The following is a 24,696-nucleotide window of genomic DNA, read 5'->3' on the forward strand; positions in this document are numbered from 1 at the left end:
CGTTAATCGGTGCAAAAATGGCTTTTGAGCGATTATCGGGCTGCTTTCCACAGAACTCAATCGATTAGTCGCAGACAGTTTATTGCCCAAAAGCCACGCATTTATTGACTCCTCATGCGCAGGTGCTATGTGTCCCGGTGCCTTCTGGAGTACGGACCCGAAAAACGGAGGACGGTTTTCGGCGCCATTCGTGCTCAGCCAAAAGGCATCGCCGCAACCCCGTTAAACCCTCCCATGGAAAGACGGCTGAGACCATGAGCAATTCCGACAAACAAAATCAGTTGGCCAACGCAATTCGCTTCCTCTCGATGGACGCGGTTGAGAAAGCCAATTCCGGCCACCCCGGCCTGCCGATGGGCGCAGCTGACATAGCGACGACGCTTTATACCCGTTTCCTTTCGCACGACCCGCAGAACCCGCATTGGCCGGATCGCGACCGTTTCGTGCTGTCAGCCGGTCACGGCTCGATGCTGCTTTATTCGCTGCTCTATCTTTCGGGCTACGAAGACATCACCATCGATGAAATCAAGAATTTCCGCCAGCTCGGCTCGCGTACCGCCGGTCACCCGGAATACGGCCATGCTGCCGGCATCGAAACGACGACCGGCCCGCTCGGCCAGGGCATTGCCAATGCCGTTGGCATGGCGCTCTCCGAACGCATCCTGAACGCACAGTTCGGCGATAGCCTCGTCAACCACTACACCTATGTGCTTGTCGGCGACGGCTGCCTCATGGAAGGCATCAGCCAGGAAGCCATCTCGCTGGCCGGTCACCTGAAGCTCAACAAGCTGATCGCCTTCTGGGACGACAACAACATTTCCATCGACGGCCCGATCTCGATGGCCGACAACACCAACCAGCCAGCCCGTTTCGCTGCTTCCGGCTGGAACACCTTGGCTGTTGACGGTCACGATCAGGAAGCCATCGCCAAGGCCATCGAACTGGCCAAGGTTTCCGACAAGCCGACCCTGATCGCCTGCAAGACGACCATTGGTTTTGGCGCACCGAACAAGGCCGGCACCAACAAGGTGCATGGCTCGCCGCTCGGCGCGGAAGAAATCGCAGCCACCCGCAAGGCGCTCGGCTGGTCGGCAGAACCTTTCGTCGTTCCGGCTGAAGTTCTGGACGCATGGCGCGTGGCTGGCCTCAACGCCGCCAAGAAGCGCCAGGAATGGGAAAAGCGCTTCGCCGCTGCCGACGCGGAAACCCGCGCAGAATTCGAACGCCGCATGCGTGGCGATCTGCCTGCCGGTTTCGATGCGGCCATCGTCGAATACAAGAAGAAGCTTTCTGCTGAAAAGCCGAAGGTCGCCACCCGCAAGTCTTCGGAAATGGCGCTGGAAGTCATCAACGGCGTCGTACCGGAAACCATCGGCGGCTCTGCCGATCTCACCGGTTCGAACAACACCAAGACCAGCCAGACCAAGGCAGTGACGCCGGAAAACTACGGCGGCCGTTATGTCCATTACGGCATCCGCGAACTCGGCATGTCGGCAGCCATGAACGGTATCACGCTGCATGGCGGCCTGATCCCTTATTCCGGCACCTTCCTGACCTTCTCGGATTATGCGCGTCCGGCCATGCGTCTGTCGTCGCTGATGGGCATCCGCGTCATCTATGTCATGACGCATGATTCCATCGGTCTGGGCGAAGACGGCCCGACCCACCAGCCGGTCGAACATCTGGCAGCACTGCGCGCCATTCCGAACCACAATGTCTTCCGTCCGGCTGACGCTGTGGAAACGGCGGAATGCTGGCAGATCGCCCTGCAGTCGACCAAAACCCCGTCGACGCTGGCCCTGACCCGTCAGAACCTGCCGGTCGTGCGCACCGAGCATCGCGAAGAAAACCTCTCCGCTTACGGCGCTTACGAACTGGCGACCGCCAGCGACGACGCCAAGGTGACGATCTTCGCCACGGGCTCGGAAGTGGAAATCGCGCTCAAGGCCCGCGACCTTCTCGAAGGCAAGGGTATTGCCACACGCGTGGTCTCGGTGCCGTGCTTCGAACTGTTCGAAGGCCAGAGCGACGCCTACAAGCAGGCAACCATCGGCAATGCGCCGGTCAAGCTTGCCATCGAAGCGGCAATCTCGCTCGGCTGGGAGCGCTTCATCGGCGAAGACGGCATTTTCATCGGCATGAAGGGCTTCGGCGCTTCGGGTGAGATCAACGATCTCTACAAGCACTTCGGCATCACGGCAGAACACGCCGTTGCAGCCGCGGAAAAGAAGCTCAACGCCGCAGCATGATTTTTTGAACGCCGGCGTCTCAAAAACGCCGGCGTTTAAGTTTCCGGTCAGTGCCGCGCGGGATTTGTCCGAATGCCCGGCACTGACTGAATTATGAAGCACTGCAAGTGCAGTATCCTATCGGGAGATTTACAGAAAATGGCAGTTCGCGTCGCAATCAACGGTTTTGGCCGCATTGGCCGCAATGTTCTCCGCGCCATCGTGGAATCGGGCCGCACCGACATTCAGGTCGTCGCGATCAACGATCTCGGCCCGGTGGAAACCAATGCGCATCTTCTGCGCTATGACAGCGTCCACGGCCGTTTCCCCAAGGAAGTGAAGGTCGCTGGCGACAGCATCGACGTCGGCTATGGTCCGATCAAGGTGCACGCCGTTCGCAACCCGACCGAACTGCCGTGGAAGGAAGAAGGCGTCGACATCGCGCTGGAATGCACCGGCATTTTCACCGCGCGTGACAAGGCGGCAATGCATCTGGAAGCTGGCGCCAAGCGCGTCATCGTTTCGGCTCCTGCCGACGGCGCTGACCTGACAGTCGTTTATGGCGTCAATCACGACAAGCTCACCAAAGAGCATCAGGTCATCTCCAACGCGTCGTGCACCACCAACTGCCTTGCGCCGGTGGCACAGGTCCTCAATGATGCCATCGGCATCGAAAAGGGCTTCATGACCACGATCCACTCCTATACGGGCGACCAGCCGACGCTGGACACCATGCACAAGGATCTCTACCGCGCCCGCGCGGCAGCGCTCTCCATGATCCCGACCTCGACGGGTGCAGCCAAGGCTGTTGGTCTCGTGCTGCCGGAACTGAAGGGCAAGCTGGACGGCGTCGCTATCCGCGTCCCGACCCCGAATGTCTCGGTCGTTGACCTGACCTTCATTGCCAAGCGTTCGACCACCGTGCAGGAAATCAACGACGCGATCCGAGCAGCCGCCAATGGCCGCCTCAAGGGCATCCTCGGCTACACGGACGAGCCGCTTGTCTCGCACGACTTCAACCACGATCCGCATTCCTCGGTCTTCCACATGGACCAGACCAAGGTCATGGACGGCACCATGGTTCGTATCCTGTCGTGGTACGACAATGAATGGGGCTTCTCCAACCGTATGGGCGACACCGCCGTCGCTCTCGGCAAGCTGATCTAAGCCCCGTGGCCTGACTATGTTTCGCGCCCTTCTCCCCACTGTCGCCCGCTGGCGTCCGCTGGAAGGAGAAGGGCTCGAACATTTGAATCTTGCGCCCGCGGGCCGCAATATTCATGCCGAAAGCGTGGTGATCGGCAATCGCGGCGGCGATGCTTACGGTGTCCGCTACAGCATCGACTGCGACAGCACGTGGCGCGTTCTTCATTTCCTTATCGAAACCACATCCGGCCAGAAGCTGGAATTCTCCTCCGATGGCGAGGGCCATTGGCAGTCGGTGACTGGCGAGCCTTTGCCGGAATTCGACGGCTGCATCGACATCGATCTGGCAGGAACGCCCTTCACCAACACACTGCCAATACGCAGGCTTGGCCTGACACCGGAAAGCGGCACCGTTCAGCTGGACATGCTTTATGTGCCGTTCGACAGTTTTCAGCCCCTCCGCGACAGCCAGCGTTACCGCTGTCTGGAAGAAGGCAGGCTCTATCGTTACGCGGCGGCGGACCGCTCTTTCACCGCCGATCTACCCGTCGATGAAGACGGGCTTGTTACCGATTATCCAACCCTGTTCCAGCGTCTGCCTGGTTAAGCCAAACTGTCAGAGCGATAAGGCTTCACCACGCGCCGGAACAAGCCAGGGAGAAAACTTATGGGTTTCCGCACTCTCGACGACGCCGACGTCAAATCCAAACGCGTTCTGGTCCGCGTTGACCTCAACGTGCCAATGGCCGACGGACAGGTGACCGACCTCACCCGCATCGAGCGCATCGTTCCAACGATTGCCGAACTGTCGAAGAAGGGCGCAAAGGTCATTCTGCTCGCCCATTTCGGTCGCCCGAAAGGCGTTGCCTCCGACGAAAATTCGCTGAAGCATGTCGTGAAGCCGCTCGCCAAGGTGCTCGGGCCCCATATTTCTGGTCGGGGCGTCCATTTCGCGGAAGACAGCATCGGTGACAAGGCCAAGGCCGCTGTCGATGCGCTGAAGGACGGTGACGTTCTGCTTCTGGAAAACACCCGTTTCCACAAGGGCGAGGAAAAGAACGATCCAGAATTCGTCAAGGCGCTGGCCGCCAATGGCGATCTCTACGTCAATGACGCGTTTTCGGCTGCCCACCGCGCCCATGCCTCGACCGAAGGTCTGGCCCATGTCCTGCCTGCTTTTGCCGGTCGCGCCATGCAGGCCGAGTTGGAAGCGCTGGAAAAGGGCCTCGGTAATCCGGCCCGTCCGGTTGTCGCCATTGTCGGCGGCGCCAAGGTCTCGACCAAGCTCGACCTTCTTTCGAACCTTATCGAAAAAGTCGATGCGCTGGTGATCGGTGGCGGCATGGCCAATACGTTCCTCGCGGCACAGGGCCACGATGTCGGCAAGTCGCTTTGCGAACATGACCTCGCCCATACGGCGCGTGAAATCATGGCCAAGGCCGAAACCACCAAATGCGCCATCATCCTGCCGGTCGATGCGGTTGTGGGCTGGCACTTTGCCGCCGATACGCCGAACAAGACCTATGGCGTCGACGCTGTACCAAGCGATGGCATGATCCTCGACGCAGGTGCGTTGTCCACCGATCTGATCGCCTCGGCCATCGACGATGCGGCAACGCTGGTCTGGAACGGCCCGCTCGGCGCATTCGAACTGCGCCCGTTCGACACCGCGACGGTCAAGACCGCCAAGCATGTCGCGGCCCGCACCAAGGCTGGCAAGCTCGTTTCGGTCGGCGGCGGCGGTGATACGGTCGCGGCGCTGAACCATGCCGGTGTGGCCGACGACTTCACCTATATCTCGACCGCAGGCGGCGCTTTCCTGGAATGGATGGAAGGCAAGCCGCTTCCGGGCGTCGATGTGTTGAAGAAATAAAGCATTTCCAGCAAAAGTGCGAAGCGCCTACGCGGGGAAATCAGTCCACTAGACTGATTTCTGATCCCGCTTCGATGCGCAGGACAATGCGGAAGAACAAATCAAAGGCCCCGGAAACGGGGCCTTTTTCAGTTCAAGATTTCGGCGTCAGTTTTAATAGGCGTCCGGGATCATCATCCTCGATCAGCCAGATCGCGCCGTCTGGACCAACGGCCACGTCGCGGATGCGATTGCCCATATCGAAGCGCTCGGCTTCGTCCGGCTGGCCCTTGCTGTCGAAAGCGACACGCACCAGCGCCATCGAAGAAAGACCGGCGATCAGGGCGGAACCGTCCCACGCCTTGAACAAATTACCCTTGTAGAAGGTCAGACCGCCCGGCGAAATCACCGGATTCCAGTAGACCCGCGGCGCTTCGAATTCCGGGCGCGTGCTGTGGCGCGGGATCGGCCTGCCGCTGTAATTGTCGCCATTGGAAACCACCGGCCAGCCATAATTGAGGCCGGGTTTGATCAGATTGAACTCGTCGCCGCCGCGCGGCCCCATCTCGTGTTCCCACAGCGTGCCATCGGGCGCGAAGGCCAGCCCATAAGGATTGCGGTGACCGGTCGTCCAGGTCAGGCCGCGAATGCCACCCTCCCCCGCATTGGGATTATCTTGCGGCACGGACCCGTCCAGATTCATGCGGAGAATCTTGCCCATCGGGGCCTTGTCATCCTGCGCTGTGGCAGGCTGCATACGGTCCCCGACCGTGAGAAACAAATGCTTGCCGTCCGGTGCGAAGGCGATCTTTCCGCCCGGCTGACCGCCCTTGGCGACCACATCCTGCTTCCACAGCGTGGTCAGGTCTTCAAGCGTGGCCTTGTCGCCGCTCTCTGCCAGTCTCGCCCGCGCCAGCACCACGCTGCTGCCGCCGTCCGCAGGTTCGTTATAGGTGAAATAAAGCGCCTTGCTCTTCGCGAAATCCGGCGCAGCCTCTATGTCGAGCAAACCGTTCTGCCCGCCAAAGGCAACCTTGGGCACGCCCGCAACTTCGGACTTTCTACCCATCTGTGTGACAATGAAAATCTTTCCGGGTTTTTCCGTCACGACCAGACGGCCATCGGGCAGGAACGCAATTGCCCACGGCGTGTTGAACTCCGCAACACTTGTGACGGTGAATGGCGCTTCGGCCTTGGTTTCGCGGTCGCCCGCATTGATGCTGGCGGACCAGGCGGATTGCATCGGAATAGATGTAACCGATGCGGCGAGAGCAAATAACAGGCTAAGATGAGCGGCGCGCATGTCTTCTCCTCGGAGGCGTTGGGCGATGAGAACGGCAGGTTATCGTTACATGGGGTCTTGTCGCCCAGATGAAACCCCTCACCGTAAAAACCTTGAACCGGCCTCGTTCGACTGGCGACAAGAAAACATGTCCAGTCTAAATCGTTTAAAAAATTTTCAATCGTTTCAATCAGTTGCGCATGCCATCTTTTTACCGGACACTTCTGCCATCGGCGATAAGTCATCAATTTCCGATGCCGACCGAGGCGAACTCCAGTCGGCCGGTTCTGAAGAGGAGCTTACGAATGACCGAACGTCTTGAAGATATTGCGATTGCCCTGGTCGCTTCCGGAAAGGGCATTCTGGCTGCTGACGAGAGCTCCGGAACCATCAAGAAGCGCTTCGATTCCATCAATCTGGCATCCACGGAAGAGACGCGCCGCGACTACCGCGAGATGCTGTTCCGCGCCGACGATGCGATGAAGAACTATATTTCCGGCGTCATTCTTTACGATGAGACCATCCACCAGAAAGCCAAGGACGGCACGCCGCTCAACGACATCATCCGCAATGCGGGCTCGATTCCGGGCATCAAGGTCGATGCGGGCGCGAAGCCTCTGGCTGGTTTCCCCGGGGAGACTATCACCGAAGGTCTGGATGGCCTGCGCGAACGCCTGAACGAATATCACGGCCTGGGGGCGCGTTTCGCCAAATGGCGCGGCGTCATATCAATTTCCGACGCTTTGCCGACATGGGGCGCGGTCAGGCAGAATGCACAGGCGCTGGCGCGCTATGCTGCGCTTTGTCAGGAAGCTGGAATTGTGCCGATTGTCGAGCCGGAAGTCCTGATGGATGGCAAGCCGGGCGATCACAGCATCGACCGCTGCTATGAAGTGACCGAGCTGGTTCTAAAGACGGTTTTTGCCGAGCTTTATGACGCCCGCGTCAAGCTGGAAGGCATGATCCTGAAGCCGAACATGGTTCTCGATGGCAAGAATGCGCGCAAGGCGTCGGTCGAGGAAGTGGCTGAAAAGACCGTGCGTTGCTTCCTCAACACCGTTCCCGCCGCAGTTCCGGGCATCGCCTTCCTGTCCGGCGGTCAGACGGGCGAAGAGGCGACAGCGCATCTCTCGGCCATGAATGAAGCTTACGACATGCCGTGGAAAATGACATTTTCTTACGGACGCGCCTTGCAGGCGGCAGCCCTCGAAGCGTGGGGTGGCAAGCCGGAGAACGTCGCCGCCGGTCAGCGTGCCTTCACCCACCGCGCCCGCATGAACGGCCTTGCCGCAACCGGCGGCTGGAAAAAAGAACTAGAACAGGCAGCCTGATTTTTTTCAGGGCAGCGATAGAAAGGATAAGCCCGGTTTTGGGCCGGGCTTTTTCATGATTCGTGGAAATGAAAACCGACAGCCAGCGCCATGACGAATATGGCGATGACGGCAATTTTCCAGAAATCGCCGCGACGCTTCAATCCCGGCAGGCCGAGCGGTTTGATGATGTGCATTCCCATCAAAAGGACAAGCAGCACAGGCAAAACTTTGGTCACGGGCGACACCTCTCCCCTCCTTGTGACGCAGGCGCTTGCGAGCTGCAAGTCTTCTTGTTCTATTCCAATCTTCATCTTAAGTCCCATGGACGAAGCTTCACGGCTCGGCGTAAATTAAGGATGGAGGAGATGAAAGCGCACGGAGAAATCCGGGAGGATGCCGGTCTGAGGAGGCCGCGCTCGCGCTGACATCGGATGAAAAATCGCACCTTGGAACGTCCGTCATGCGGGCGGTGCGCGGTGCGTGTTTCTGGGAGGAACAGCATGACTTCGAAATATGCCGAGACCTATGCCGCATGGCAGGCCGATCCTGAACGGTTCTGGGCGGAAGCCGCAGAGGCGATCGACTGGTTCAAGCCCTGGGATCAGGTTTTTGCAGGCGACGAAGGCGTCTATGGCCGCTGGTTCACCGGTGCGGAATGCAACACCTGTTACAATGCGCTCGACCGCCATGTCGCCAATGGGCGCGGCAATCAACTGGCGCTGATCTATGAAAGCCCCGTCACCGGCAAGGTGCGCAAGTTCACCTATAGCGAATTGCTGGAGGAAGTGGAGGCGCTCTCCGCCGTCATGCTGGACAATGGCGTGAAGAAGGGCGACCGCGTTCTGATCTATATGCCGATGGTGCCGGAAGCGGCAGTTGCCATGCTTGCATCGGCGCGCATAGGCGCTGTGCATTCCGTCGTTTTCGGCGGTTTCGCCGCCAATGAACTTGCAACGCGCATCGACGATGCCAAGCCGGTGATGATCATTGCCGGTTCCTGCGGCATCGAGCCGACGCGCGTGGTGCCTTATCAGGACATGCTCGACAAAGCCATTGCATCCGCCCACCACAAGGTCGGCCATTGCATCATTCTGCAGCGCGAGCAGCATGCCCATACCCCGGTTGAAGGGCGCGACATCGATTACACGGCTGCTGTGGACGCCGCGCGGGGCCGACACGTGCCCTGCACGCCAGTCGCCGCGACCGATCCGCTTTATGTGCTCTATACATCCGGCACCACCGGCGAGCCAAAGGGCGTGGTGCGCGACAATGGCGGGCACATGGTGGCGCTGGCCTGGTCGCTCAAACACGTCTTCGGCGTGGAGCCGGGGCAGGTCTTCTGGGCCGCTTCGGATGTTGGTTGGGTGGTTGGCCACTCCTATATCGTCTATGCGCCGCTGCTCGCAGGCGCCACGACGATCCTGTTCGAAGGCAAGCCCATTGGCACGCCGGATGCGGGCACCTATTGGCGCATCATCGCCGAACATGGCGTGGAGGTGATGTTCACCGCGCCGACGGCGCTGCGCGCCATCAAGAAGGAAGATGCCGACGGGAATTTCGTCCGCAACTATGACCTGTCGAAATTCCGTGCGCTGTTTCTGGCAGGCGAACGCGCCGATCCGGACACAATCCACTGGGCGGAGAACCTGATCGGACGCCCGGTGCTTGACCATTGGTGGCAGACCGAAAGCGGCTGGCCGATGGTAGCCAATCCGCTTGGTCTCGGCCTTCTGGAAACGAAATACGGATCGCCTGCGGTCTGCCTTCCGGGCTACGATATCCGCGTGCTGGATGATGAAGGCCATGAGGTGGAACGCGGCCAGCTCGGCAATATCCTGATCAAGCTGCCACTGCCGCCCGGCTGCCTGCCGACGCTGTGGAATGCCGATGAACGCTTCAGGAAAGCCTATCTCGCGGAGTTCCCCGGCTATTATAAAACCGCCGATGCCGGATATATGGATAGCGACGGCTATCTCTATATCATGAGCCGGACCGACGACATCATCAATGTCGCGGGCCATCGCCTGTCCACCGGCGCGATGGAAGAGGTCCTTTCCGGTCATCCCGATGTGGCGGAATGCGCGGTGCTGGGCATTTCCGATCCCGTAAAGGGGCAAGCGCCTTGCGGTTTTCTGGTGCTGAAATCTAATATCGACCGCGATCCGCACGAAGTCGAAAAGGAATGCGTGGCCATGGTTCGCGACGCCATCGGCCCGGTCGCCGCCTTCCGGCTGGCCCTGACCGTGAAGCGCCTGCCCAAGACCCGCTCGGGCAAAATCCTGCGCTCAACCATCCAGAAGATCGCCGATGGCGAGACATGGAAAATGCCCGCCACCATCGAAGACCCGGCGGTTCTCGATGAAATCAGCACTCTTTTGCGGGAGCGCCATATCGGAATGGCCTTCGCCTGAGCTTTATAGCGGCATCAGCCAAACTATTGACCGGCGGTTTTCGCCGGTCCACTCTCCGCGCGAAACGGAGAACAGACCATGCAGCTTGAAGGCAAGGTAGCCATCGTCACCGGCGCTGCCCGCGGTATTGGCTATGCCATCGCAAAACGCTTCCTCATGGACGGCGCCAGCGTCGTTCTGTCGGATATCGACAACACGGCCACCTTGCAGGCGGTCAAAGACCTCGAACAATTCGGCGATGCGCGCGCCATGGCGGCGGATGTCGGCGACAAGCTCGATATCCATAATCTGATGACCTATACCGTCACCAATCTTGGCGAGATCGATATTCTCGTCAACAATGCCGGTATCGTTCACAAGACGGATTTTCTTGACCTCAAGGAAGAGGATTTCGACCGCGTCATGCGCGTCAATCTGAAGGGCGCATTTCTGTGCGGGCAAGCCGTCGCCAAACGCATGGTCGCGCGTGTGGAAGCTGGCGGCGAAGCGGGCACGATTATCAATATGTCATCGATCAACGCGATTTTCGGACTGCCGGACCAGCTTGCCTATTCCGTCTCCAAGGGCGGGCTCAGTCAGCTGACACGCACCATGGCCGTGGCGCTGGCGAAATGGGGCATTCGCGTCAACGCCATCGGCCCCGGCTCGATCCAGACCGATATGCTGTCAGCAGTGAATGCGGACGCCGAGGCGCGAAAGACGATCCTGTCGCGAACGCCACTTGGCCGCATTGGCGATCCGGCGGAAATCGCATCCATCGCTTCCTTCCTCGCATCGCGGGACGCAAGCTACATCACCGGCCAGACGATCTATGCCGATGGCGGTCGCCTGCCGCTCAGCTATCTGGCTGAACCGCCCTTCAAACCATAAGCAGACCCCGCGCCCTTGTTGCAGTGGGCATATATTAGCGACATAATAATATCGCTTTGCTCCTGACAGAAAGCTGTCAGGAGGGGTGTGCGATAGTGTTTCCCTAAGGATGAGGGAGATGAACTATGGCACTCGCAATCGCACCGCTGATCGCAATCTTGAAGGAATACCGGCGCAAGCATGATGAGCGCCGCCGTTTTGTCCGCACCCAGCGGGCACTGGACGGTTTACCGAAAGATCTGCGCAAGGATTTGGGCTGGCCGGATCGCTATCTGGAACAGCGCAAGACAAAATATTGCAACGGAGAGTGAACCGGAATGCGCAGAGCAGACCGTCTTTTCCAGATCGTTCAGCACCTGCGCGGTGGCAGGCTTGTCACCGCGCGCCAGCTTGCCGAACGGCTGGAAGTCTCCGAACGAACGATCTATCGCGACATATCCGACCTGCAATCAACCGGCGTTCCGATCGATGGCGAGGCCGGTGTCGGCTATATATTGCGGCAGGGTTTCGAGCTGCCGCCCCTGATGTTCACGCGGGATGAAATCGTCGCGCTGGTGGCAGGAGCGCGCCTCATCCGCGCCTGGGGTGGCGTATCCATGGCGCGCGGCGCCGAGGAAGCGCTGGTCAAGATCGAAGCCGTTCTGCCCAAGGAAGAACGTGCGCGGATCACCGGCACGCAGATCCACGCCCCTACTGCCAGAATCAGCATTGACGAGCGCCGCATCATCGATGCTGTCGAGCGCGCCGTGGATGAAAGCAGTGTGCTCAATATCCGCTACCGCGACCTCGAAGCGCGCGAGAGCGAACGCGACATTCGCCCGCTCGGCCTGTGGTTCTGGGGCAAGGTGTGGACCGTCATCGGCTGGTGCGAGTTGCGCAATGCGTTCCGCACCTTCCGCACCGACCGTATTGTCGAAGCAAGCGAAGCGGGCCGCCGGTTTCGCGCCGAGCGCGGCAAAACGCTGGCCGATTTCTACCGCCTGATGGAAATGAGCGAGTACAACGCATTCAAGGATTGAAATCACCCAAGAAGACTGCAGCCTCTGCTCCGTCGAATGTTCTGCATTCGACGGAGTTTTTTCTTCATTGCTCCGTCAGAATCGCACTGAGTTGTGCCACGATATATCGAAGCGCCTGATCCTCCTGTCGGCGCTTGTGCCAGGCAATATGCAACGGAAAGCCGCTGACTGTGATAGGCGGCGGGAAGGCAACAAGGTCGCTATCCGCATCCAGAACGCAATGCGAAGGCAGCATGGCGATCATATCCGTGCTTTTCAGCAGATCCGGCACCATGCCAAAATTGGGCACCACGAGACCGATGCGCCGCTTCAAACCCTTTTCAGCGAGAATCTTGTCTGCCGGGCTGTTGGTGTCGCCGCGTCCCGACACCAGTATGTGCGGATAAGCCAGCCAGTGATCGAGCGTAAACCCTCTGGCCGCTGGATGATCACGGCGCATGACGACACGGTACGTCTCGTCCAGCAGATGCTTGCGCTGAAGATCGTCGTCCGCATCTGGAAACACCGATAGTGCAAGGTCACTTGCGCCGCTCACCAGCGCTTCTTTTGCGGCCGCCGCGCCATGCCACGGCTGCACCACGATATCGATGCCCGGCGCATCCGCAGCAAGGACCTGCAACAACGGCTTGATCACAAAGATGGCCGGATAATCGGCCATGCAGATTTTGATTGTCTGTCGGATCGAAGCCAATGGCACATGCGGCGGGTCGACCAGCGCCATGACATCGGAAAGCAAGGTCTTCAACGGCGCGCGCAAGGCTTCGGCGCGCGCCGTGCGCCGCATCGAACCGCGCCCGCGTTCGAGCAACTCATCGGCGAAGACGGCTCGACAGCGTTGCAAGGCGTTGGACACAGCTGGCTGTGTCAGATGCAGACGATCCGCCGCGCGACTGACATGCGCCTCGTCGAGAAGTGCATCCAGAATGACCAGAAGATTGAGATCGAGCGCCCTTAAATTCATAAAATCAATAATAACATATATAAATAATAGATTGGAATAATTACCGCATCGATTTCATCATCCTTCCAACATAAGGAGCCGTTGAAAGGAACAGATGATGTCCAGAACTTTGATTTTGCTTTTTCATCCCGATTTGTCGCAATCAAAAGCCAATGCCACGCTGGCAGGTGCAGCCGCCCAACTGCCGGAAGTGGACATTGTCGATATGCAGACTGCCTATCCCACCGGGATCGACTTTTACAAAGATGGCGAGCGTGAAGCGCAACGCCTTCTCGCGGCGGATCGCATCGTGCTGCAATTTCCGCTCCAGTGGTATTCAACGCCGCCGCTTTTAAAAGCCTGGCAGGATGCCGTGCTGACCCGCATGTTTTACGTGACTTATGAACAGGAAGGCCGGGCACTGGAAGGAACGCCCATCATGATCGCCGCGACCGCTGGCAACGTGCCCGAGGCCTATACGCCCGGCGGACGCAACCTGTTTCCAATGAATGATCTTATGGCTCCGTTGCGTGCCACAGCCAATCGGTGCGGGCTGGAATGGGCAGAGCCGTTCTTCGTCTATGTAGCAGACAAACTGGCACCGGATGCGCTCGAAAGCGCGGCAAGCCGCTACGTTCAGGTTCTGGAGCGCTGGATAGACGCAACACCCGTGGACAAAACCGAACACAAGGCGGCCTGAACGAAAACGCCCGGCATAAAGCCGGGCGCCAACTGACAGATATCGAGAGGCGGATGCCTGACGATTATTCTTCGTCTTCGTCGGTGTTCGTGCCCTTGAGGGACGAAAGCTTCGCGAAAACCTTGTCCGCGTCGAGTTCTTCTTCCGCAGCTGGTTCGTCGCGATAATCGAAGTTTTCCGTTGCCGAAGCCGGCAGCAGCGTGCTGTCGGATTCCGGTGCAGCCGGACGGTTGCGGGCTGCGCGTTCGACTTCGATGTCGAGATCGATCTGCGAGCAGAGGCCGAGCGTGACCGGGTCCATCGCCGTCAGATTGGCCGAGTTCCAATGCGAACGATTGCGAATCTGTTCGATGGTCGACTTGGTCGTGCCGATCAGGCGCGAAATCTGCGCATCCTTCAGCTCGGGATGATTGCGCACCAGCCAGAGAATCGCGTTCGGACGGTCCTGACGCTTTGACAGCGGCGTATAGCGCGGGCCCTTGCGCTTGGCTTCAGGAACGCGAACCTTCGGGTCAGCAAGCTTCAGACGGTAATACTGGTCTTTTTCGCCCTTCGCGATTTCCTCGCGCGAAAGCTGTCCTGTAATGACCGGATCGAGACCCTTGATACCCTGAGAGGCTTCGCCATCGGCAATCGCCTTCACTTCCAGCGGATGCAGCTTGCAGAAAGCTGCAATCTGGTCAAACGACAGAGCCGTATTATCGACAAGCCAGACGGCCGTTGCCTTCGGCATAAGAAGCTGAGTGGCCATTAGATATAATCCTTCTGTTCGTCCGCTCCGGTGGCGCGGGACGTGGAAAAAACCACAATTTCCGGGAAATCACGGCCTATATATAGGTTTTTTGGCAGCAGGGCAAGAATGCGCTGAAGCCCGCACAACAATCTGTGCGTGATTTCTCGATTGCGGCTATGACGAGCCGAAACTCTCAGGCGATATCGAGCACGATCTTGCCGATATGCCGCCCCTCTTCCATGCGCTCATGGGCACGCCAGGCATCCTTCAGGGAAAAGATCATATCCATGACCGGCGCGACACGACGCTCCGCCAGAAGCGGCCAGACTTTTGCTTCCAGCTCGCGTGCGAGTTCTGCCTTGAATTCAACCGGGCGGGCGCGCAGGGTCGATCCGGTATGGGTCAGACGCTTGGTCATCAGCAGCGCGAAATTGGCGGTCGCCTTGGCGCCGTTCAAAAACGCGATCTGCACAATGCGGCCATCTTCGGCGGCAACCTTATAATTGCGGTCGACATAATCGCCACCCACCATGTCGAGAATGACATCGGCACCCTTCCCGCCAGTCAGCTCCTTCACGGCAGTAACGAAATCTTCGTCACGATAATTGATCGCGTGATCGGCGCCGAGCTTCACGCAGGCATCGCATTTACCCTTGGACCCGGCGGTCACGATCACCGTCGCTCCGAACGCCTTGCCCAATTGGATAGCAGTCGTGCCGATGCCCGACGAACCGCCATGGATCAGCAGGGTCTCGCCTTCCTTCAGGCCCCCACGTTGAAAAACATTGTGCCAGACGGTGAAAAAAGTCTCAGGGATGGCCGCAGCCTCGATATAGCCATAGCCCGAGGGCAGCGGCAGCGCATTGGTTTCATGCACCACAGCATATTCGGCATAGCCGCCGCCGGGCAGCAGCGCCACGACCTGATCGCCCTTCTTGAAGCGCTGCACGCCCGCACCAACCGCCACGATATCGCCTGCGATTTCCAAACCCGGAATATCGGATGCACCCGTCGGCGGCGCATAATTTCCCTGCCTTTGCAGCACGTCGGGCCGATTGACGCCCGCAGCCCGCACACGCACCAGCACCTGTCCCTCCCCCGGCTCCGGCATGGACCGCTGCACGGGGCGCAGCATATGCGCGCCACCCGGTTCGGAAATCTCGATTGCAGTCATCCGTGAAGGTAAATCGGCCATCATCATCAAAACTCCTGTTCCAACGCAGCCGGAAGCGCATGCGTCATACACAGTTTCGCACCGTCGCAGAAATACCTCACAAAAGGTCTGATCTGGGTTCGATCCTGGCCACACGCAATTCCGTTAGAGAAATCGTAATCGATTTTCCCAAATGTATATGCGAAGATTCAAGGTGTTAAATCTTTTCTCGGTAACTATGGCATCATTGACCACGGAGGAAGGCCATGAGCGGTTTCGAAGAAGATGCGATAAAACCACGCGACAGCGCTGTGCTCAGCGAAGATGAATTGTCGCTGCTTTCAGTCGCGGAGATCGATCAGCGCATTGTCTTGTTGCAATCGGAAATCGAGCGTCTGAAAACCCAGAGACTGAAGAAAGGCGACAGTCGCGCCGCGGCAGAAGCTTTGTTTCGCTAAAAATGCCAGTGGAAGCCACGCCAGCGGCTTCCATAAATCCCCGGCATCAATGCGGGGCAATCACATAGGAATGTCGTTGTGCGCGTTTACATTCAGGTCCTGTCCCTTCTCTGTGGAACAGCCTTTCTCCTGATGGCATCGGGTCTGCATGGGTTGCTTTTGCCCCTGCGCGGCGGTGCCGAAGGTTTCTCGGTCACCTCGCTCGGTATGCTGGGCACCACCTGGGCAGGCGGTTTCGTGGCGGGCTGTCTTTTCGCTCCGCGCCTTGTGCGCCGTGTCGGGCATGTGCGCGCCTTCGGCTGCTTTGCCGCATCGGCGGCGGTCATCGCACTTCTCTCCGGCATATTCGTCGATGCGACCATATGGGTGATCCTGCGCGCATTTACCGGCTTTTCGATGGCCGGCGCCTTCATGGTCATTGAAAGCTGGCTGAATGAGCGCGCCACCAACGAATCGCGCGGCAAGATTTTCGGCCTCTATATGATGGTCAATTACGGGGCGACCATGACCGGCCAGATGCTGGTCGCGGGCGGCGACGTGCGCTCCGATCATCTGTTCATGATTTGCGGCATTCTCTTCTGTCTGGCGCTCATTCCGACCGCCATTTCAACAGCCGTCAGCCCAAGACCGCTGACCGAAGTGCAACTCGACCTAAAGGCGCTCTACCGCAACTCGCCCGCTGCCTTCGTCGGCTGCATATTGATCGGCATCGCCAATGGCGCATGGGGCACGCTTGGCGCTGTCTTCGGCGCAAAATCCGGCATATCGACCACAGAAATCGCCCTCATGGTCAGCGTGACCATTGCGGCAGGCGCATTGATGCAGATCCCTATCGGGCGCATTTCCGATCTGGTGGATCGCCGTTTTGTACTTGCGGGCGTTGCCGCACTGGCCGCGCTTGTCGGCCTCGTCGCATTCATCATCGGGCCGTCGAACGGCTCGGTCATCATCGTTATGACAGGCTGTTACGGCGCACTTGCGTATGCGCTTTATCCGGTCGCCGTGGCGCACGCCAACGACCATGCAACGGCGGAAAGCTTTGTGAAAGTCTCCAGCGGCCTGCTGTTGCTCTACGGTTTCGGCACCATGCTCGGCCCGCTTCTGGCCGCTGCGGCCATGGATATATTCTGGCCGTCCGGGCTCTTTGCCATAACCATGCTGGCGCATATTTCGATTACCGGCTACGCGCTGTTCCGCTCGCGCCAACGCGCCGCTGTGCCCAAGGAAGAGAAGGATCAGTTCAAGAGCATGCCATCTGAACGTGGTGCGACACCGGAAGCGATGAACCTCGATCCGAGAGCCGAAACGGAAAGCTGATCTGATCGTCTATTGAAAGAAGCGGGATAGCGCTGAAACCGCGCCGATAGAAAAAACATGAATCAAAATGTTCGGCGGCTGTGGCACAGCCGCCAATATTAAACTCAGGTCGGGCAAGGTGCAGCCGTGAGAGCGAGGTTCGATCTGATTCATCACATCGGCGCTCTAACTGTCTATTTCAACGCACATCTTTTCTGAAAACCGTTTTTCGGTTTTCAAGATGCGCTCTCAAAGGCGCTGCCGCCATCGACCGTTCTGGCCGAGATGCTTATCGCTATATCAGGCTGCAGCAACACCCGGCTTAAGCCGGTCTGTTCCACGTCCGATATGAAATGGCTTGAAGCGCCTTTGCGGCTTCCCTGTCCATGCCCCTTGGGTTTGCGTCAGTGACGCGTTACCTGAGATCTAAGCTTCTCTATCTGGTCCTTCAGCATAAGCTTCTTGCGCTTGAGAGACGCAACGTGAAGATCATCCATTGCCGGTGACGCCAAAGCATCGGAAATTTCCTGCTCCAGAGCGCCGTGCTTCTTTTCAAGCGTGGCAAGATGGGACTCGATAGCCATCATCAGTTCTCCTTTGGTTGATTTCCACACGATAACGGAACAGCCAGACCGACCCCAGATCAACCATTGCGGCAGGTGCTGTTGTTCCATCTGCTTAACTGCATGAACGCCCGGCACACCTCCTGTTTATCCGGGCCAACACGCAGTCCCGGCTGCCATGCATGCGGTTTTGATTTGTCGCCTTCGACAGCCGCCATCCATGACAGAACCATGACAGTTTGGCATGAGTTTGGTGCAAAGTCGAATTTGTCGTGGTAGCATTTTCCAATCGCGAAAAATGTGATAAGGGCTTCGCCCGAAACGGGCTTGCGCAGCGCCTTGAACGAGGTTCGGCGCAGCCCGTAAAACTATTCAACAGAATGGGGTTCGCATGTCCGATCAGGAACAGGCCGAGATCAGGTTGGCCGTCGCACGTCTGAAACAGGAGCACGCGGATTTCGATGCGGCAATTAATGCGATGATTGCCGTCGGCTGCGACCAGTTGCGCGTCCAGCGCATGAAGAAGAAAAAACTCGCGATCAAGGACAAGCTTCAGGAAATGGAAGATCAGGTCATTCCTGACATCATCGCCTGATCGCGCCTCATATCGAAAGCAAAGCCGGGGTCCGCCCGGCTTTATCATTTTTACCCACACAATATCTCATCCGCGAAAGCATGAAACGGAGCAGGAAAGACCAATGAGCGTTACCGCCGACGTCGCCATTATCATGGGCAGCCAGTCTGATTGGGAAACCATGCGCCATGCCGCAGATACGCTGGAGGCGCTCGGTATCGGCTTTGACGCCCGTATCGTTTCCGCGCACCGCACGCCCGACCGGCTGGTCGCCTTTGCCAAGGGTGCGAAGGCCGACGGCTTCAAGGTTGTGATCGCTGGCGCAGGCGGTGCCGCACATCTTCCCGGCATGGCCGCCGCCATGACCCCACTGCCGGTGTTTGGTGTGCCGGTTCAGTCAAAAGCTCTTTCCGGCCAGGATTCGCTCCTGTCCATCGTGCAGATGCCGGCTGGCATTCCCGTCGGCACGCTGGCCATTGGACGCGCCGGCGCTGTCAACGCCGCCCTGCTCGCTGCCGCCGTTCTGGCGCTGCACGACGATGCTCTTGCTGCCCGTCTCGATGAGTGGCGGAGCGCCCAGACCGAGAGCGTGGCTGAACGTCCTACCAATGAGGTCTGATATGGAAAAATCCGCACTCACATCCGGCGCAACGATCGGCATCATCGGCGGCGGACAATTGGGCCGCATGCTGGCCATGGCCGCAGCGCGGCTCGGCTTCCAGACGGTCATTCTGGAGCCACAGGCAGATTGCCCGGCGGCGCAGGTTGCCAACCGCCAGATCGTCGCCGCCTATGACGATCCGAAAGCGCTGGCCGAACTGGCCGCAGCGTCCGACGTCATTACCTATGAATTCGAAAACGTGCCGGTCAGCGCCGCAGACAAGCTTGCCGAGACCGCAATCGTCCTGCCGCCGCCAGCGGCGCTGGAAATTTCGCAGGATCGCTTCAACGAAAAGCAGTTCCTCAATGAAAGCGGCATCGAAACCGCCCCCTGGCGTCTGGTCGATGACGAAGAAACGTTGATCGCAGCACTTGGTGCGCTTGGCGAACGCGGTATCCTGAAAACCCGCCGCCTCGGCTATGACGGCAAGGGACAGGTGCGCCTGACTTCGCTGGACGAAACAGCTGCCCATGACGCGCTGACCGCCATCAACAAGGCCCCGGCGATCCTCGAAGGGTTTGTCGATTTCGATCGTGAAGTCTCGGTCATCGCCGCGCGCGACCGCAGCGGCAATGTTGCCATTTTCGACATCGCCGAAAACGTCCATAAGGACGGCATTCTCTCGACATCGACCGTTCCTGCCCGCATTTCCGCACAGACGGCGGATGCTGCGCGGCAGGCGGCAGAGAAGCTTTTGCATGCGCTGGATTATGTCGGTGTTCTGGGGCTCGAATTCTTCGTCCTCAAGGACGGTTCGCTGCTCGCCAATGAATTTGCGCCACGTGTGCACAATTCCGGCCACTGGACGGAAGCCGCCTGCGCGATCTCGCAGTTTGAACAGCATATCCGCGCCGTTGCCGGGCTGTCGCTTGGCAATACGGACCGGCATTCCGATTGCCTGATGGAAAACCTGATCGGCAACGATATTGATCGCGTGCCAGCGATTCTATCGGAACCCAATGCCGTGCTGCATCTCTATGGCAAAAAGGAAGCTCGCGAAGGCCGGAAAATGGGCCATGTGACCCATATCAAGCCCCGCGCGCGCTAGGCTTTGTCGGGAATCTGGACGATTCCCGATGACTCCGCCCGCTGCGACAAGATTTTCAGGCTCCCGCCCGTGAATCTGCCGCGCAGGAGTTGACATTTACCCGAAACCTTGTGTATTTCGGCCAACCCTTCAGGCACATATACCGTGTCTGTAATCAATTGGCGCCTTGGGCGCTGTTTTTATGAAGCCCGGCGGCGTGTTCATGTCGATGGGCCAACCAGACCGGTGATTGACATGAAGATCAAGAACTCGCTTAAAGCGCTTAAGGGCCGTCATCGCGACTGCCAGCTGGTCCGCCGCAAGGGCCGCGTTTACATCATCAATAAGACTGCTCCGCGCTACAAGGCTCGTCAGGGCTAATCTTATTTTTGATTTTGCATTTGACGTTCCGCCGTGCATAGGGAAATCTATGCATATGCGGAACGTTTTTGCATGTCTGAAGATTTTTGCGACGGTTGCCGCATTCAGCGCGGCGACTTTGACCATTCACGGCGCACGCGCCGAGATGGCACCCGATAAGGCGCCGTTGAACGCCCAGCTGACTGCTCCGCTCACGCCTGTACAGATCGGCGCAGACAGCGAGCAGAAGCCCTCCTCCTCGCAAACAGCCCCCGCCAAAGCGGCAGCGCCCCAGACGCCGGAAGAGCGTCTCGACAAGCTGTTTGCCGAGCTTCGCAAAACAACGGACGAAGCCAAGGCACGACGCATCGCATCACAGATCAATACGCTCTGGTCGCAATCCGGCAGCGCCACCATCGACCTTCTGGTCCAATGGGCGAACGCCGCCATGCTGGAACATCGCTATACGTCAGCGCTCGATTTCCTGAACGAAGCCATCGCTCTCAATCCGGATTATGCGGAAGCATGGAACCGCCGCGCGACGGTTTATTTCCTGCAAAAAGATTATGCTCACGCCATGTATGACATCAATCGTACGTTGGAGCTGGAGCCGCGCCATTACGGCGCCCTGACGGGCATGGCGGCCATTCTGCGCGTCCGTGGCCTCAAGGAGCAGGCCATGAAGGCTTATGAGCAGGCGCTGATTGTTTATCCGATGATGCGGGACGCCCAGAAAAATTTCAGCGATCTAGCCGATGAGCTGGCCGACACGCGCACCTAACACTACAGTTGCATTCTTTGTGATGCCGGTCTGCAAACAGACCTATCCCATAAAACAAAACGCGCCCCGGAAGGAGCGCGTTTTTTTCTTATACGCAAGAGCACCGAAACTGGATGAGATTCGGGATGATGGTGTGCCGAAAATGATGGGGCTTTGAGACCCGGAGCGGAGCGTACATAAAGTACGTGAGCACCGGAAGCTCAAAGACGTGCCATTTGCAGGCCACCAGAGCCCGAATATCGCCAGTTTAGACGCCGGACTTTCCGTCGGCGCCTATATAGGCGATGCGGAGCATGTTGGTCGCACCCGGCGTACCGAAAGGCACACCGGCGGTGATGATGATGCGCGAACCGGCTTTACCGAAGTCTTCTTCGAAGACGATCTGGCAAGCGTGATCGACCATATCTTCCAGATCGTGGGCATCGGCGGTTACGACGCAATGCAGGCCCCAGACGAGCGACAGCTTGCGGGCGGTGTCGACGACCGGCGACAGCGCGATGATCGGTGTGCGCGGACGCTCACGGGCGGCACGCAGGCCGGTGGTGCCGGAAGCCGTGTAGGTCACGATGGCCGAGAGCTTCAGCGTTTCGGCAATCTGGCGGGCCGCAAGCGAAATCGCATCGGCACCGGTTGGTTCAGGTGCTGCGCGCTGCGCATCGATGATGGTCGAATAGGTCTGTTCCTGCTCAACCTGTTCGGCAATGCGGTTCATCGTGGCGACCGCTTCGACCGGGTATTGGCCCGATGCCGATTCAGCCGAAAGCATGATGGCGTCCGCACCTTCGAACACAGCCGTTGCAACGTCCGACACTTCGGCGCGCGTTGGCACCGGCGCGGTGATCATGGATTCGAGCATCTGCGTGGCCACCACAACCGGCTTGCCGGCGCGGCGCGCGCGGCGGGTGATCTGCTTTTGAATGCCCGGAACGCTTTCAAGCGGCATTTCCACACCGAGATCGCCACGGGCGACCATCAGGGCATCGGAAAGCTCGATGATCTCGTCAAGGCGTGTTACCGCCTGCGGCTTTTCGATCTTCGACATGATGCCGACCTTGCCGCGCGAAACCTTGCGCACTTCGGCCAGATCTTCCGGGCGCTGGATGAAGGACAGCGCAACCCAGTCGATTTCTTCCTTCAACACGGCATCAAGGTCCTTGCGGTCCTTTTCAGTCAGTGCGCCGACACCGAGCGTGGTGTCCGGCAGGCTGACGCCCTTACGGTCGGAGATGCGGGTGCCGGAAACGACCTTACAGCGGATGGACTTGCCGTCGGTGGCTTCAGCCACGAGATGCAGCTTGCCGTCATCGATGAGCAGGCGGTGGCCCGACTCGACCGCTTCCAGAATTTCTGGATGCGGGAGAAAGACGCGGGTTTCGTCGCCGGGCGCTTCGTTATTGTCGAGCGTGAAGGTCTGGCCGGGAACGAGATCGACCTTTCCGTCCTTGAATTTGCCGACGCGCAGCTTTGGCCCCTGAAGGTCGGCGAGAATGCCGATCGGGCGGCCAATGGCCTTTTCCACATTGCGGATGCGCTTCACGAGGGTGCGCATCAGGTCATGGTCGGCATGGCTCATATTGATGCGGAAAACATCGGCACCGGCTTCAAAGAGCTTGCGGATGACGGCTTCCTCGCCAGACGCCGGACCCAGCGTTGCGAGAATCTTGACCTTGCGGTTGCGCTTCATTGACTATTCGTTCCTGTAACAGTGGGGGTTTCCGGCGGTGTTTCGTCTGCAAGCTGAACCATCCAGCTCGACTGTTCCCCGGTATCATATTCCTGGAAGCCGTTGCGCTGGAAGCCGCGCGCGTAGCAATCCTGCACGCCCGAGATGCGGAATTCCTTTTCCGCGACGCACATATTCACATTGCCCTGCCAGCGGCCGTCGCCTTGGGCATCCTCGGCATAGAGATAATAATAGCGCGACGTCAGCGGGCCTTCGATCAGCGTTTTGCAGGTCGAGCCTTCGATATGCCACCAGCCTTCCGTTACCCAGCCGGTCTTGGCCCGGTAACCGATGGAGACGCCGACAAGATTCTGCGTCGAATTACAGACGCGGAAATCGGCCCGCGCCTCCACAGAGGTCATGCCGAGCGCACCAAGCAACACGGCGGAAAATACAGCCAGGAAGTGTGGAAGTCGCATCCGCCGAACCCCTTCAGCCCGCAATCGCTTTTGTTTCACGTCTGGAAATCCCATTTCGGTCGCTCTCTTTTCGGCAGTTTCGCCGGTGATGTCAACGCAGTCCCGCCGAGAAGAAAGCACATGACGAAAGAATGATCGTTGCAATCCCGGCTTTCTCATGACAGACCTGAAACAGCTTCCCGCGCCCGATGAAAATCAATCCCGAATTGTTCCTGGGAATTCAATCCGTGTCGTTCGCAAAACCGTCAGCCACTTCGTTCTCGCCCGTTTACAGGATTGAAGGCGATTTTCGCCTCGGCCTGCTTCTGACCGCCGACCACGCACGGCGCGACGTGCCTGCCGAATACGGTAGTTTGGGTCTGGAAGAAAGCGAATTCGACCGTCATATCTCTTATGACATCGGTGTCGAAGCCCTGACGCGGGCATTGGCTGGCCGCCTTCAGGCGCCCGCAGTGCTTGGCGGCTTTTCCCGTCTGCTGATCGATCCCAATCGCGGCGAGGATGACCCGACGCTCATCATGCAGCTATCGGATGGCGCGGTTATTTCCGGCAATTATCCGATGTCGGCGGGTGAGCGGGAAGATCGGCTGACCCGTTTTTACCGTCCCTATCATGAGGCTGTGACGGAAATGAGTGCCCGCGTGGAACGCGAAAGCGGACATGCGCCCTTCATCGTATCCATCCATTCATTCACACCGCGCTGGAAAGACAGGGCCCGCCCCTGGCAGATCGGCCTACTGTGGGACAAGGACAACCGCGCCGTCGCGCCGCTTCTGTCGCTGTTGCGCGCCGAGCCCGGTCTGGTGGTCGGCGACAACGAGCCCTATGACGGCGCATTGCGCAACGACGCCATGTATCGCCACGCCACGGCCAAGGGCTTTGCCCATGTGCTGATCGAGGTGCGGCAGGATCTGATCGCAGACGAGGCCGGAGCGGTGGAATGGGCGGAACGGCTTGCTCCGATGCTGCGGCAGATCAACACGCTCGACGGCATGCACGAGGTCCGGCATTTCGGCTCGCGCACCGGCACGGTGGCGTGAACCACCGCTTTTCCACAGTGTTCCACACTCTTCCACAAGGTTTGGCCCCATAAATCGTGCCGGGCATCGAAAAGGCTCTTAATTTTGCCCGCGACTCGCGGGAAAACCGGTGCAGAATTTCAGACATGCGAAATCGTGCCTCCGCGC

Annotated in this window: 27 protein-coding genes; 19 read left to right on the forward strand and 8 right to left on the reverse strand. The window is 58.8% G+C overall.

The features are described from left to right. Positions 1–254 precede the first annotated feature (254 nt). The 4 genes from tkt (at position 255) to ABWW11_RS20340 (ending at position 5,247) form a co-directional block, all read left to right on the forward strand. Positions 255–2,249, forward strand: a complete 1,995-nt coding sequence (gene tkt, locus ABWW11_RS20325; protein WP_109369764.1) for a transketolase — start codon at positions 255–257, stop codon at positions 2,247–2,249. A 138-nt stretch (positions 2,250–2,387) separates the two neighbouring features. Continuing rightward, positions 2,388–3,395, forward strand: a complete 1,008-nt coding sequence (gap, locus tag ABWW11_RS20330; protein WP_109369765.1) for a type I glyceraldehyde-3-phosphate dehydrogenase — start codon at positions 2,388–2,390, stop codon at positions 3,393–3,395. 16 nt (positions 3,396–3,411) lie between these two features. Next, the gene (locus tag ABWW11_RS20335) at positions 3,412–3,981 is read left to right on the forward strand and encodes a putative glycolipid-binding domain-containing protein (protein ID WP_109369766.1); all 570 of its coding nucleotides are present in this window, start codon (positions 3,412–3,414) and stop codon (positions 3,979–3,981) included. A gap of 60 nt (positions 3,982–4,041) precedes the next feature. Next, complete coding sequence (locus ABWW11_RS20340; RefSeq protein WP_109369767.1) at positions 4,042–5,247, forward strand: phosphoglycerate kinase; 1,206 nt, start codon at positions 4,042–4,044, stop codon at positions 5,245–5,247. Positions 5,248–5,380: 133 nt separating this feature from the next. Here ABWW11_RS20340 and ABWW11_RS20345 read toward each other — a convergent pair whose 3' ends face one another. Next, complete coding sequence (locus ABWW11_RS20345; protein WP_319080530.1) at positions 5,381–6,529, reverse strand: PQQ-dependent sugar dehydrogenase; 1,149 nt, start codon at positions 6,527–6,529, stop codon at positions 5,381–5,383. Between the two features lie 25 nt (positions 6,530–6,554). Here ABWW11_RS20345 and ABWW11_RS20350 point away from each other — a divergent pair, with 25 nt between their 5' ends. Both ABWW11_RS20350 and ABWW11_RS20355 read left to right on the forward strand, forming a co-directional pair. Then, on the forward strand, positions 6,555–6,830 hold the full coding sequence (locus tag ABWW11_RS20350; RefSeq protein WP_124915885.1) for a hypothetical protein: 276 nt from the start codon (positions 6,555–6,557) through the stop codon (positions 6,828–6,830). Then, entirely contained in the window at positions 6,814–7,839 is a 1,026-nt protein-coding gene (locus ABWW11_RS20355) for a class I fructose-bisphosphate aldolase (RefSeq protein ID WP_124915886.1), read from the forward strand. Before ABWW11_RS20350 ends, ABWW11_RS20355 begins: the two co-directional genes overlap by 17 nt. Positions 7,840–7,892: 53 nt before the next feature. On the opposite strand, the gene ABWW11_RS20360 is transcribed toward ABWW11_RS20355, so the two are convergent. After that, positions 7,893–8,057 carry a hypothetical protein gene (locus ABWW11_RS20360; RefSeq protein WP_167836096.1) on the reverse strand — a complete coding sequence of 55 codons (165 nt, stop codon included), beginning with the start codon at positions 8,055–8,057 and terminating at the stop codon, positions 7,893–7,895. 264 nt (positions 8,058–8,321) lie between these two features. Here ABWW11_RS20360 and ABWW11_RS20365 point away from each other — a divergent pair, with 264 nt between their 5' ends. From ABWW11_RS20365 to ABWW11_RS20380, 4 genes are all read left to right on the forward strand, one after another. Further along, positions 8,322–10,232 carry a propionyl-CoA synthetase gene (locus ABWW11_RS20365; protein WP_124915887.1) on the forward strand — a complete coding sequence of 637 codons (1,911 nt, stop codon included), beginning with the start codon at positions 8,322–8,324 and terminating at the stop codon, positions 10,230–10,232. Positions 10,233–10,310: 78 nt separating this feature from the next. Further along, positions 10,311–11,102, forward strand: coding sequence for an SDR family NAD(P)-dependent oxidoreductase (locus tag ABWW11_RS20370; RefSeq protein WP_109369771.1), 792 nt, complete (start codon positions 10,311–10,313; stop codon positions 11,100–11,102). A 125-nt stretch (positions 11,103–11,227) separates the two neighbouring features. Further along, complete coding sequence (locus ABWW11_RS20375) at positions 11,228–11,413, forward strand: hypothetical protein (RefSeq protein ID WP_109369772.1); 186 nt, start codon at positions 11,228–11,230, stop codon at positions 11,411–11,413. Between the two features lie 6 nt (positions 11,414–11,419). Further along, positions 11,420–12,121, forward strand: coding sequence for a helix-turn-helix transcriptional regulator (locus tag ABWW11_RS20380; RefSeq protein ID WP_078339507.1), 702 nt, complete (start codon positions 11,420–11,422; stop codon positions 12,119–12,121). A gap of 64 nt (positions 12,122–12,185) precedes the next feature. On the opposite strand, the gene ABWW11_RS20385 is transcribed toward ABWW11_RS20380, so the two are convergent. Continuing rightward, complete coding sequence (locus tag ABWW11_RS20385; protein ID WP_109369773.1) at positions 12,186–13,082, reverse strand: LysR family transcriptional regulator; 897 nt, start codon at positions 13,080–13,082, stop codon at positions 12,186–12,188. A 97-nt stretch (positions 13,083–13,179) separates the two neighbouring features. On the opposite strand from ABWW11_RS20385, the gene ABWW11_RS20390 reads away from it, so the two are divergent. Continuing rightward, positions 13,180–13,761 carry an NAD(P)H-dependent oxidoreductase gene (locus ABWW11_RS20390; RefSeq protein ID WP_109370313.1) on the forward strand — a complete coding sequence of 194 codons (582 nt, stop codon included), beginning with the start codon at positions 13,180–13,182 and terminating at the stop codon, positions 13,759–13,761. 64 nt (positions 13,762–13,825) lie between these two features. On the opposite strand, the gene ABWW11_RS20395 is transcribed toward ABWW11_RS20390, so the two are convergent. Beyond that, positions 13,826–14,512 carry a DUF1013 domain-containing protein gene (locus ABWW11_RS20395; protein WP_078339508.1) on the reverse strand — a complete coding sequence of 229 codons (687 nt, stop codon included), beginning with the start codon at positions 14,510–14,512 and terminating at the stop codon, positions 13,826–13,828. A gap of 175 nt (positions 14,513–14,687) precedes the next feature. Further along, positions 14,688–15,692 carry an NAD(P)H-quinone oxidoreductase gene (locus ABWW11_RS20400; protein WP_109370314.1) on the reverse strand — a complete coding sequence of 335 codons (1,005 nt, stop codon included), beginning with the start codon at positions 15,690–15,692 and terminating at the stop codon, positions 14,688–14,690. A gap of 221 nt (positions 15,693–15,913) precedes the next feature. On the opposite strand from ABWW11_RS20400, the gene ABWW11_RS20405 reads away from it, so the two are divergent. Beyond that, positions 15,914–16,105, forward strand: coding sequence for a DUF1192 domain-containing protein (locus ABWW11_RS20405; protein WP_078339509.1), 192 nt, complete (start codon positions 15,914–15,916; stop codon positions 16,103–16,105). A gap of 78 nt (positions 16,106–16,183) precedes the next feature. Continuing rightward, positions 16,184–17,422, forward strand: a complete 1,239-nt coding sequence (locus ABWW11_RS20410; RefSeq protein ID WP_109369774.1) for an MFS transporter — start codon at positions 16,184–16,186, stop codon at positions 17,420–17,422. A gap of 383 nt (positions 17,423–17,805) precedes the next feature. Here ABWW11_RS20410 and ABWW11_RS20415 read toward each other — a convergent pair whose 3' ends face one another. Continuing rightward, positions 17,806–17,988, reverse strand: a complete 183-nt coding sequence (locus ABWW11_RS20415; RefSeq protein WP_171058804.1) for a YdcH family protein — start codon at positions 17,986–17,988, stop codon at positions 17,806–17,808. 367 nt (positions 17,989–18,355) lie between these two features. Between ABWW11_RS20415 and ABWW11_RS20420 the strand changes: the two genes are divergently transcribed. The 5 genes from ABWW11_RS20420 to ABWW11_RS20440 all read left to right on the forward strand — a co-directional run bounded on the left by ABWW11_RS20420 (position 18,356) and on the right by ABWW11_RS20440 (position 21,367). Beyond that, positions 18,356–18,559: a YdcH family protein gene (locus tag ABWW11_RS20420; protein WP_078339590.1), complete on the forward strand. Its 204-nt coding sequence runs from the start codon at positions 18,356–18,358 to the stop codon at positions 18,557–18,559. Between the two features lie 103 nt (positions 18,560–18,662). Next, complete coding sequence (gene purE / locus ABWW11_RS20425; protein WP_109369775.1) at positions 18,663–19,157, forward strand: 5-(carboxyamino)imidazole ribonucleotide mutase; 495 nt, start codon at positions 18,663–18,665, stop codon at positions 19,155–19,157. Between the two features lies 1 nt (position 19,158). Next, on the forward strand, positions 19,159–20,247 hold the full coding sequence (locus ABWW11_RS20430) for a 5-(carboxyamino)imidazole ribonucleotide synthase (protein ID WP_109369776.1): 1,089 nt from the start codon (positions 19,159–19,161) through the stop codon (positions 20,245–20,247). A gap of 234 nt (positions 20,248–20,481) precedes the next feature. Next, complete coding sequence (ykgO, locus tag ABWW11_RS20435) at positions 20,482–20,607, forward strand: type B 50S ribosomal protein L36 (RefSeq protein WP_010661422.1); 126 nt, start codon at positions 20,482–20,484, stop codon at positions 20,605–20,607. Positions 20,608–20,644: 37 nt separating this feature from the next. Next, positions 20,645–21,367 (forward strand): tetratricopeptide repeat protein, encoded by a 723-nt coding sequence (locus ABWW11_RS20440; RefSeq protein WP_109369777.1) that lies wholly within the window; start codon positions 20,645–20,647, stop codon positions 21,365–21,367. A gap of 247 nt (positions 21,368–21,614) precedes the next feature. Here the strand turns inward: ABWW11_RS20440 and pyk are convergent, their stop codons facing one another. After that, positions 21,615–23,051 (reverse strand): pyruvate kinase, encoded by a 1,437-nt coding sequence (gene pyk / locus ABWW11_RS20445; protein ID WP_319080533.1) that lies wholly within the window; start codon positions 23,049–23,051, stop codon positions 21,615–21,617. After that, positions 23,048–23,509, reverse strand: a complete 462-nt coding sequence (locus tag ABWW11_RS20450) for a DUF1036 domain-containing protein (RefSeq protein ID WP_109369779.1) — start codon at positions 23,507–23,509, stop codon at positions 23,048–23,050. Before ABWW11_RS20450 ends, pyk begins: the two co-directional genes overlap by 4 nt. Positions 23,510–23,697: 188 nt before the next feature. Here ABWW11_RS20450 and ABWW11_RS20455 point away from each other — a divergent pair, with 188 nt between their 5' ends. Continuing rightward, positions 23,698–24,549: an N-formylglutamate amidohydrolase gene (locus tag ABWW11_RS20455; RefSeq protein WP_109369780.1), complete on the forward strand. Its 852-nt coding sequence runs from the start codon at positions 23,698–23,700 to the stop codon at positions 24,547–24,549. Positions 24,550–24,696: the final 147 nt, after the last annotated feature.

This window comes from Brucella sp. NBRC 113783 (assembly GCF_040372265.1).
Lineage (GTDB): Bacteria > Pseudomonadota > Alphaproteobacteria > Rhizobiales > Rhizobiaceae > Brucella > Brucella teleogrylli.

Bases quoted from the DNA above. Each gene is read 5' to 3' on its own strand.
- tkt (WP_109369764.1), top strand. From the start codon at position 255: ATGAGCAATTCCGACAAACAAAATCAGTTGGCCAACGCAATTCGCTTC.
- gap (WP_109369765.1), top strand. From the start codon at position 2,388: ATGGCAGTTCGCGTCGCAATCAACGGTTTTGGCCGCATTGGCCGCAAT.
- ABWW11_RS20335 (WP_109369766.1), top strand. From the start codon at position 3,412: ATGTTTCGCGCCCTTCTCCCCACTGTCGCCCGCTGGCGTCCGCTGGAA.
- ABWW11_RS20340 (WP_109369767.1), top strand. From the start codon at position 4,042: ATGGGTTTCCGCACTCTCGACGACGCCGACGTCAAATCCAAACGCGTT.
- ABWW11_RS20345 (WP_319080530.1), bottom strand. From the start codon at position 6,529: ATGCGCGCCGCTCATCTTAGCCTGTTATTTGCTCTCGCCGCATCGGTT.
- ABWW11_RS20350 (WP_124915885.1), top strand. From the start codon at position 6,555: ATGAGAACGGCAGGTTATCGTTACATGGGGTCTTGTCGCCCAGATGAA.
- ABWW11_RS20355 (WP_124915886.1), top strand. From the start codon at position 6,814: ATGACCGAACGTCTTGAAGATATTGCGATTGCCCTGGTCGCTTCCGGA.
- ABWW11_RS20365 (WP_124915887.1), top strand. From the start codon at position 8,322: ATGACTTCGAAATATGCCGAGACCTATGCCGCATGGCAGGCCGATCCT.
- ABWW11_RS20370 (WP_109369771.1), top strand. From the start codon at position 10,311: ATGCAGCTTGAAGGCAAGGTAGCCATCGTCACCGGCGCTGCCCGCGGT.
- ABWW11_RS20375 (WP_109369772.1), top strand. From the start codon at position 11,228: ATGGCACTCGCAATCGCACCGCTGATCGCAATCTTGAAGGAATACCGG.
- ABWW11_RS20380 (WP_078339507.1), top strand. From the start codon at position 11,420: ATGCGCAGAGCAGACCGTCTTTTCCAGATCGTTCAGCACCTGCGCGGT.
- ABWW11_RS20385 (WP_109369773.1), bottom strand. From the start codon at position 13,082: ATGAATTTAAGGGCGCTCGATCTCAATCTTCTGGTCATTCTGGATGCA.
- ABWW11_RS20390 (WP_109370313.1), top strand. From the start codon at position 13,180: ATGTCCAGAACTTTGATTTTGCTTTTTCATCCCGATTTGTCGCAATCA.
- ABWW11_RS20395 (WP_078339508.1), bottom strand. From the start codon at position 14,512: ATGGCCACTCAGCTTCTTATGCCGAAGGCAACGGCCGTCTGGCTTGTC.
- ABWW11_RS20400 (WP_109370314.1), bottom strand. From the start codon at position 15,692: ATGATGGCCGATTTACCTTCACGGATGACTGCAATCGAGATTTCCGAA.
- ABWW11_RS20405 (WP_078339509.1), top strand. From the start codon at position 15,914: ATGAGCGGTTTCGAAGAAGATGCGATAAAACCACGCGACAGCGCTGTG.
- ABWW11_RS20415 (WP_171058804.1), bottom strand. From the start codon at position 17,988: ATGATGGCTATCGAGTCCCATCTTGCCACGCTTGAAAAGAAGCACGGC.
- ABWW11_RS20420 (WP_078339590.1), top strand. From the start codon at position 18,356: ATGTCCGATCAGGAACAGGCCGAGATCAGGTTGGCCGTCGCACGTCTG.
- purE (WP_109369775.1), top strand. From the start codon at position 18,663: ATGAGCGTTACCGCCGACGTCGCCATTATCATGGGCAGCCAGTCTGAT.
- ABWW11_RS20430 (WP_109369776.1), top strand. From the start codon at position 19,159: ATGGAAAAATCCGCACTCACATCCGGCGCAACGATCGGCATCATCGGC.
- ykgO (WP_010661422.1), top strand. From the start codon at position 20,482: ATGAAGATCAAGAACTCGCTTAAAGCGCTTAAGGGCCGTCATCGCGAC.
- pyk (WP_319080533.1), bottom strand. From the start codon at position 23,051: ATGAAGCGCAACCGCAAGGTCAAGATTCTCGCAACGCTGGGTCCGGCG.
- ABWW11_RS20450 (WP_109369779.1), bottom strand. From the start codon at position 23,509: ATGCGACTTCCACACTTCCTGGCTGTATTTTCCGCCGTGTTGCTTGGT.
- ABWW11_RS20455 (WP_109369780.1), top strand. From the start codon at position 23,698: ATGAAAATCAATCCCGAATTGTTCCTGGGAATTCAATCCGTGTCGTTC.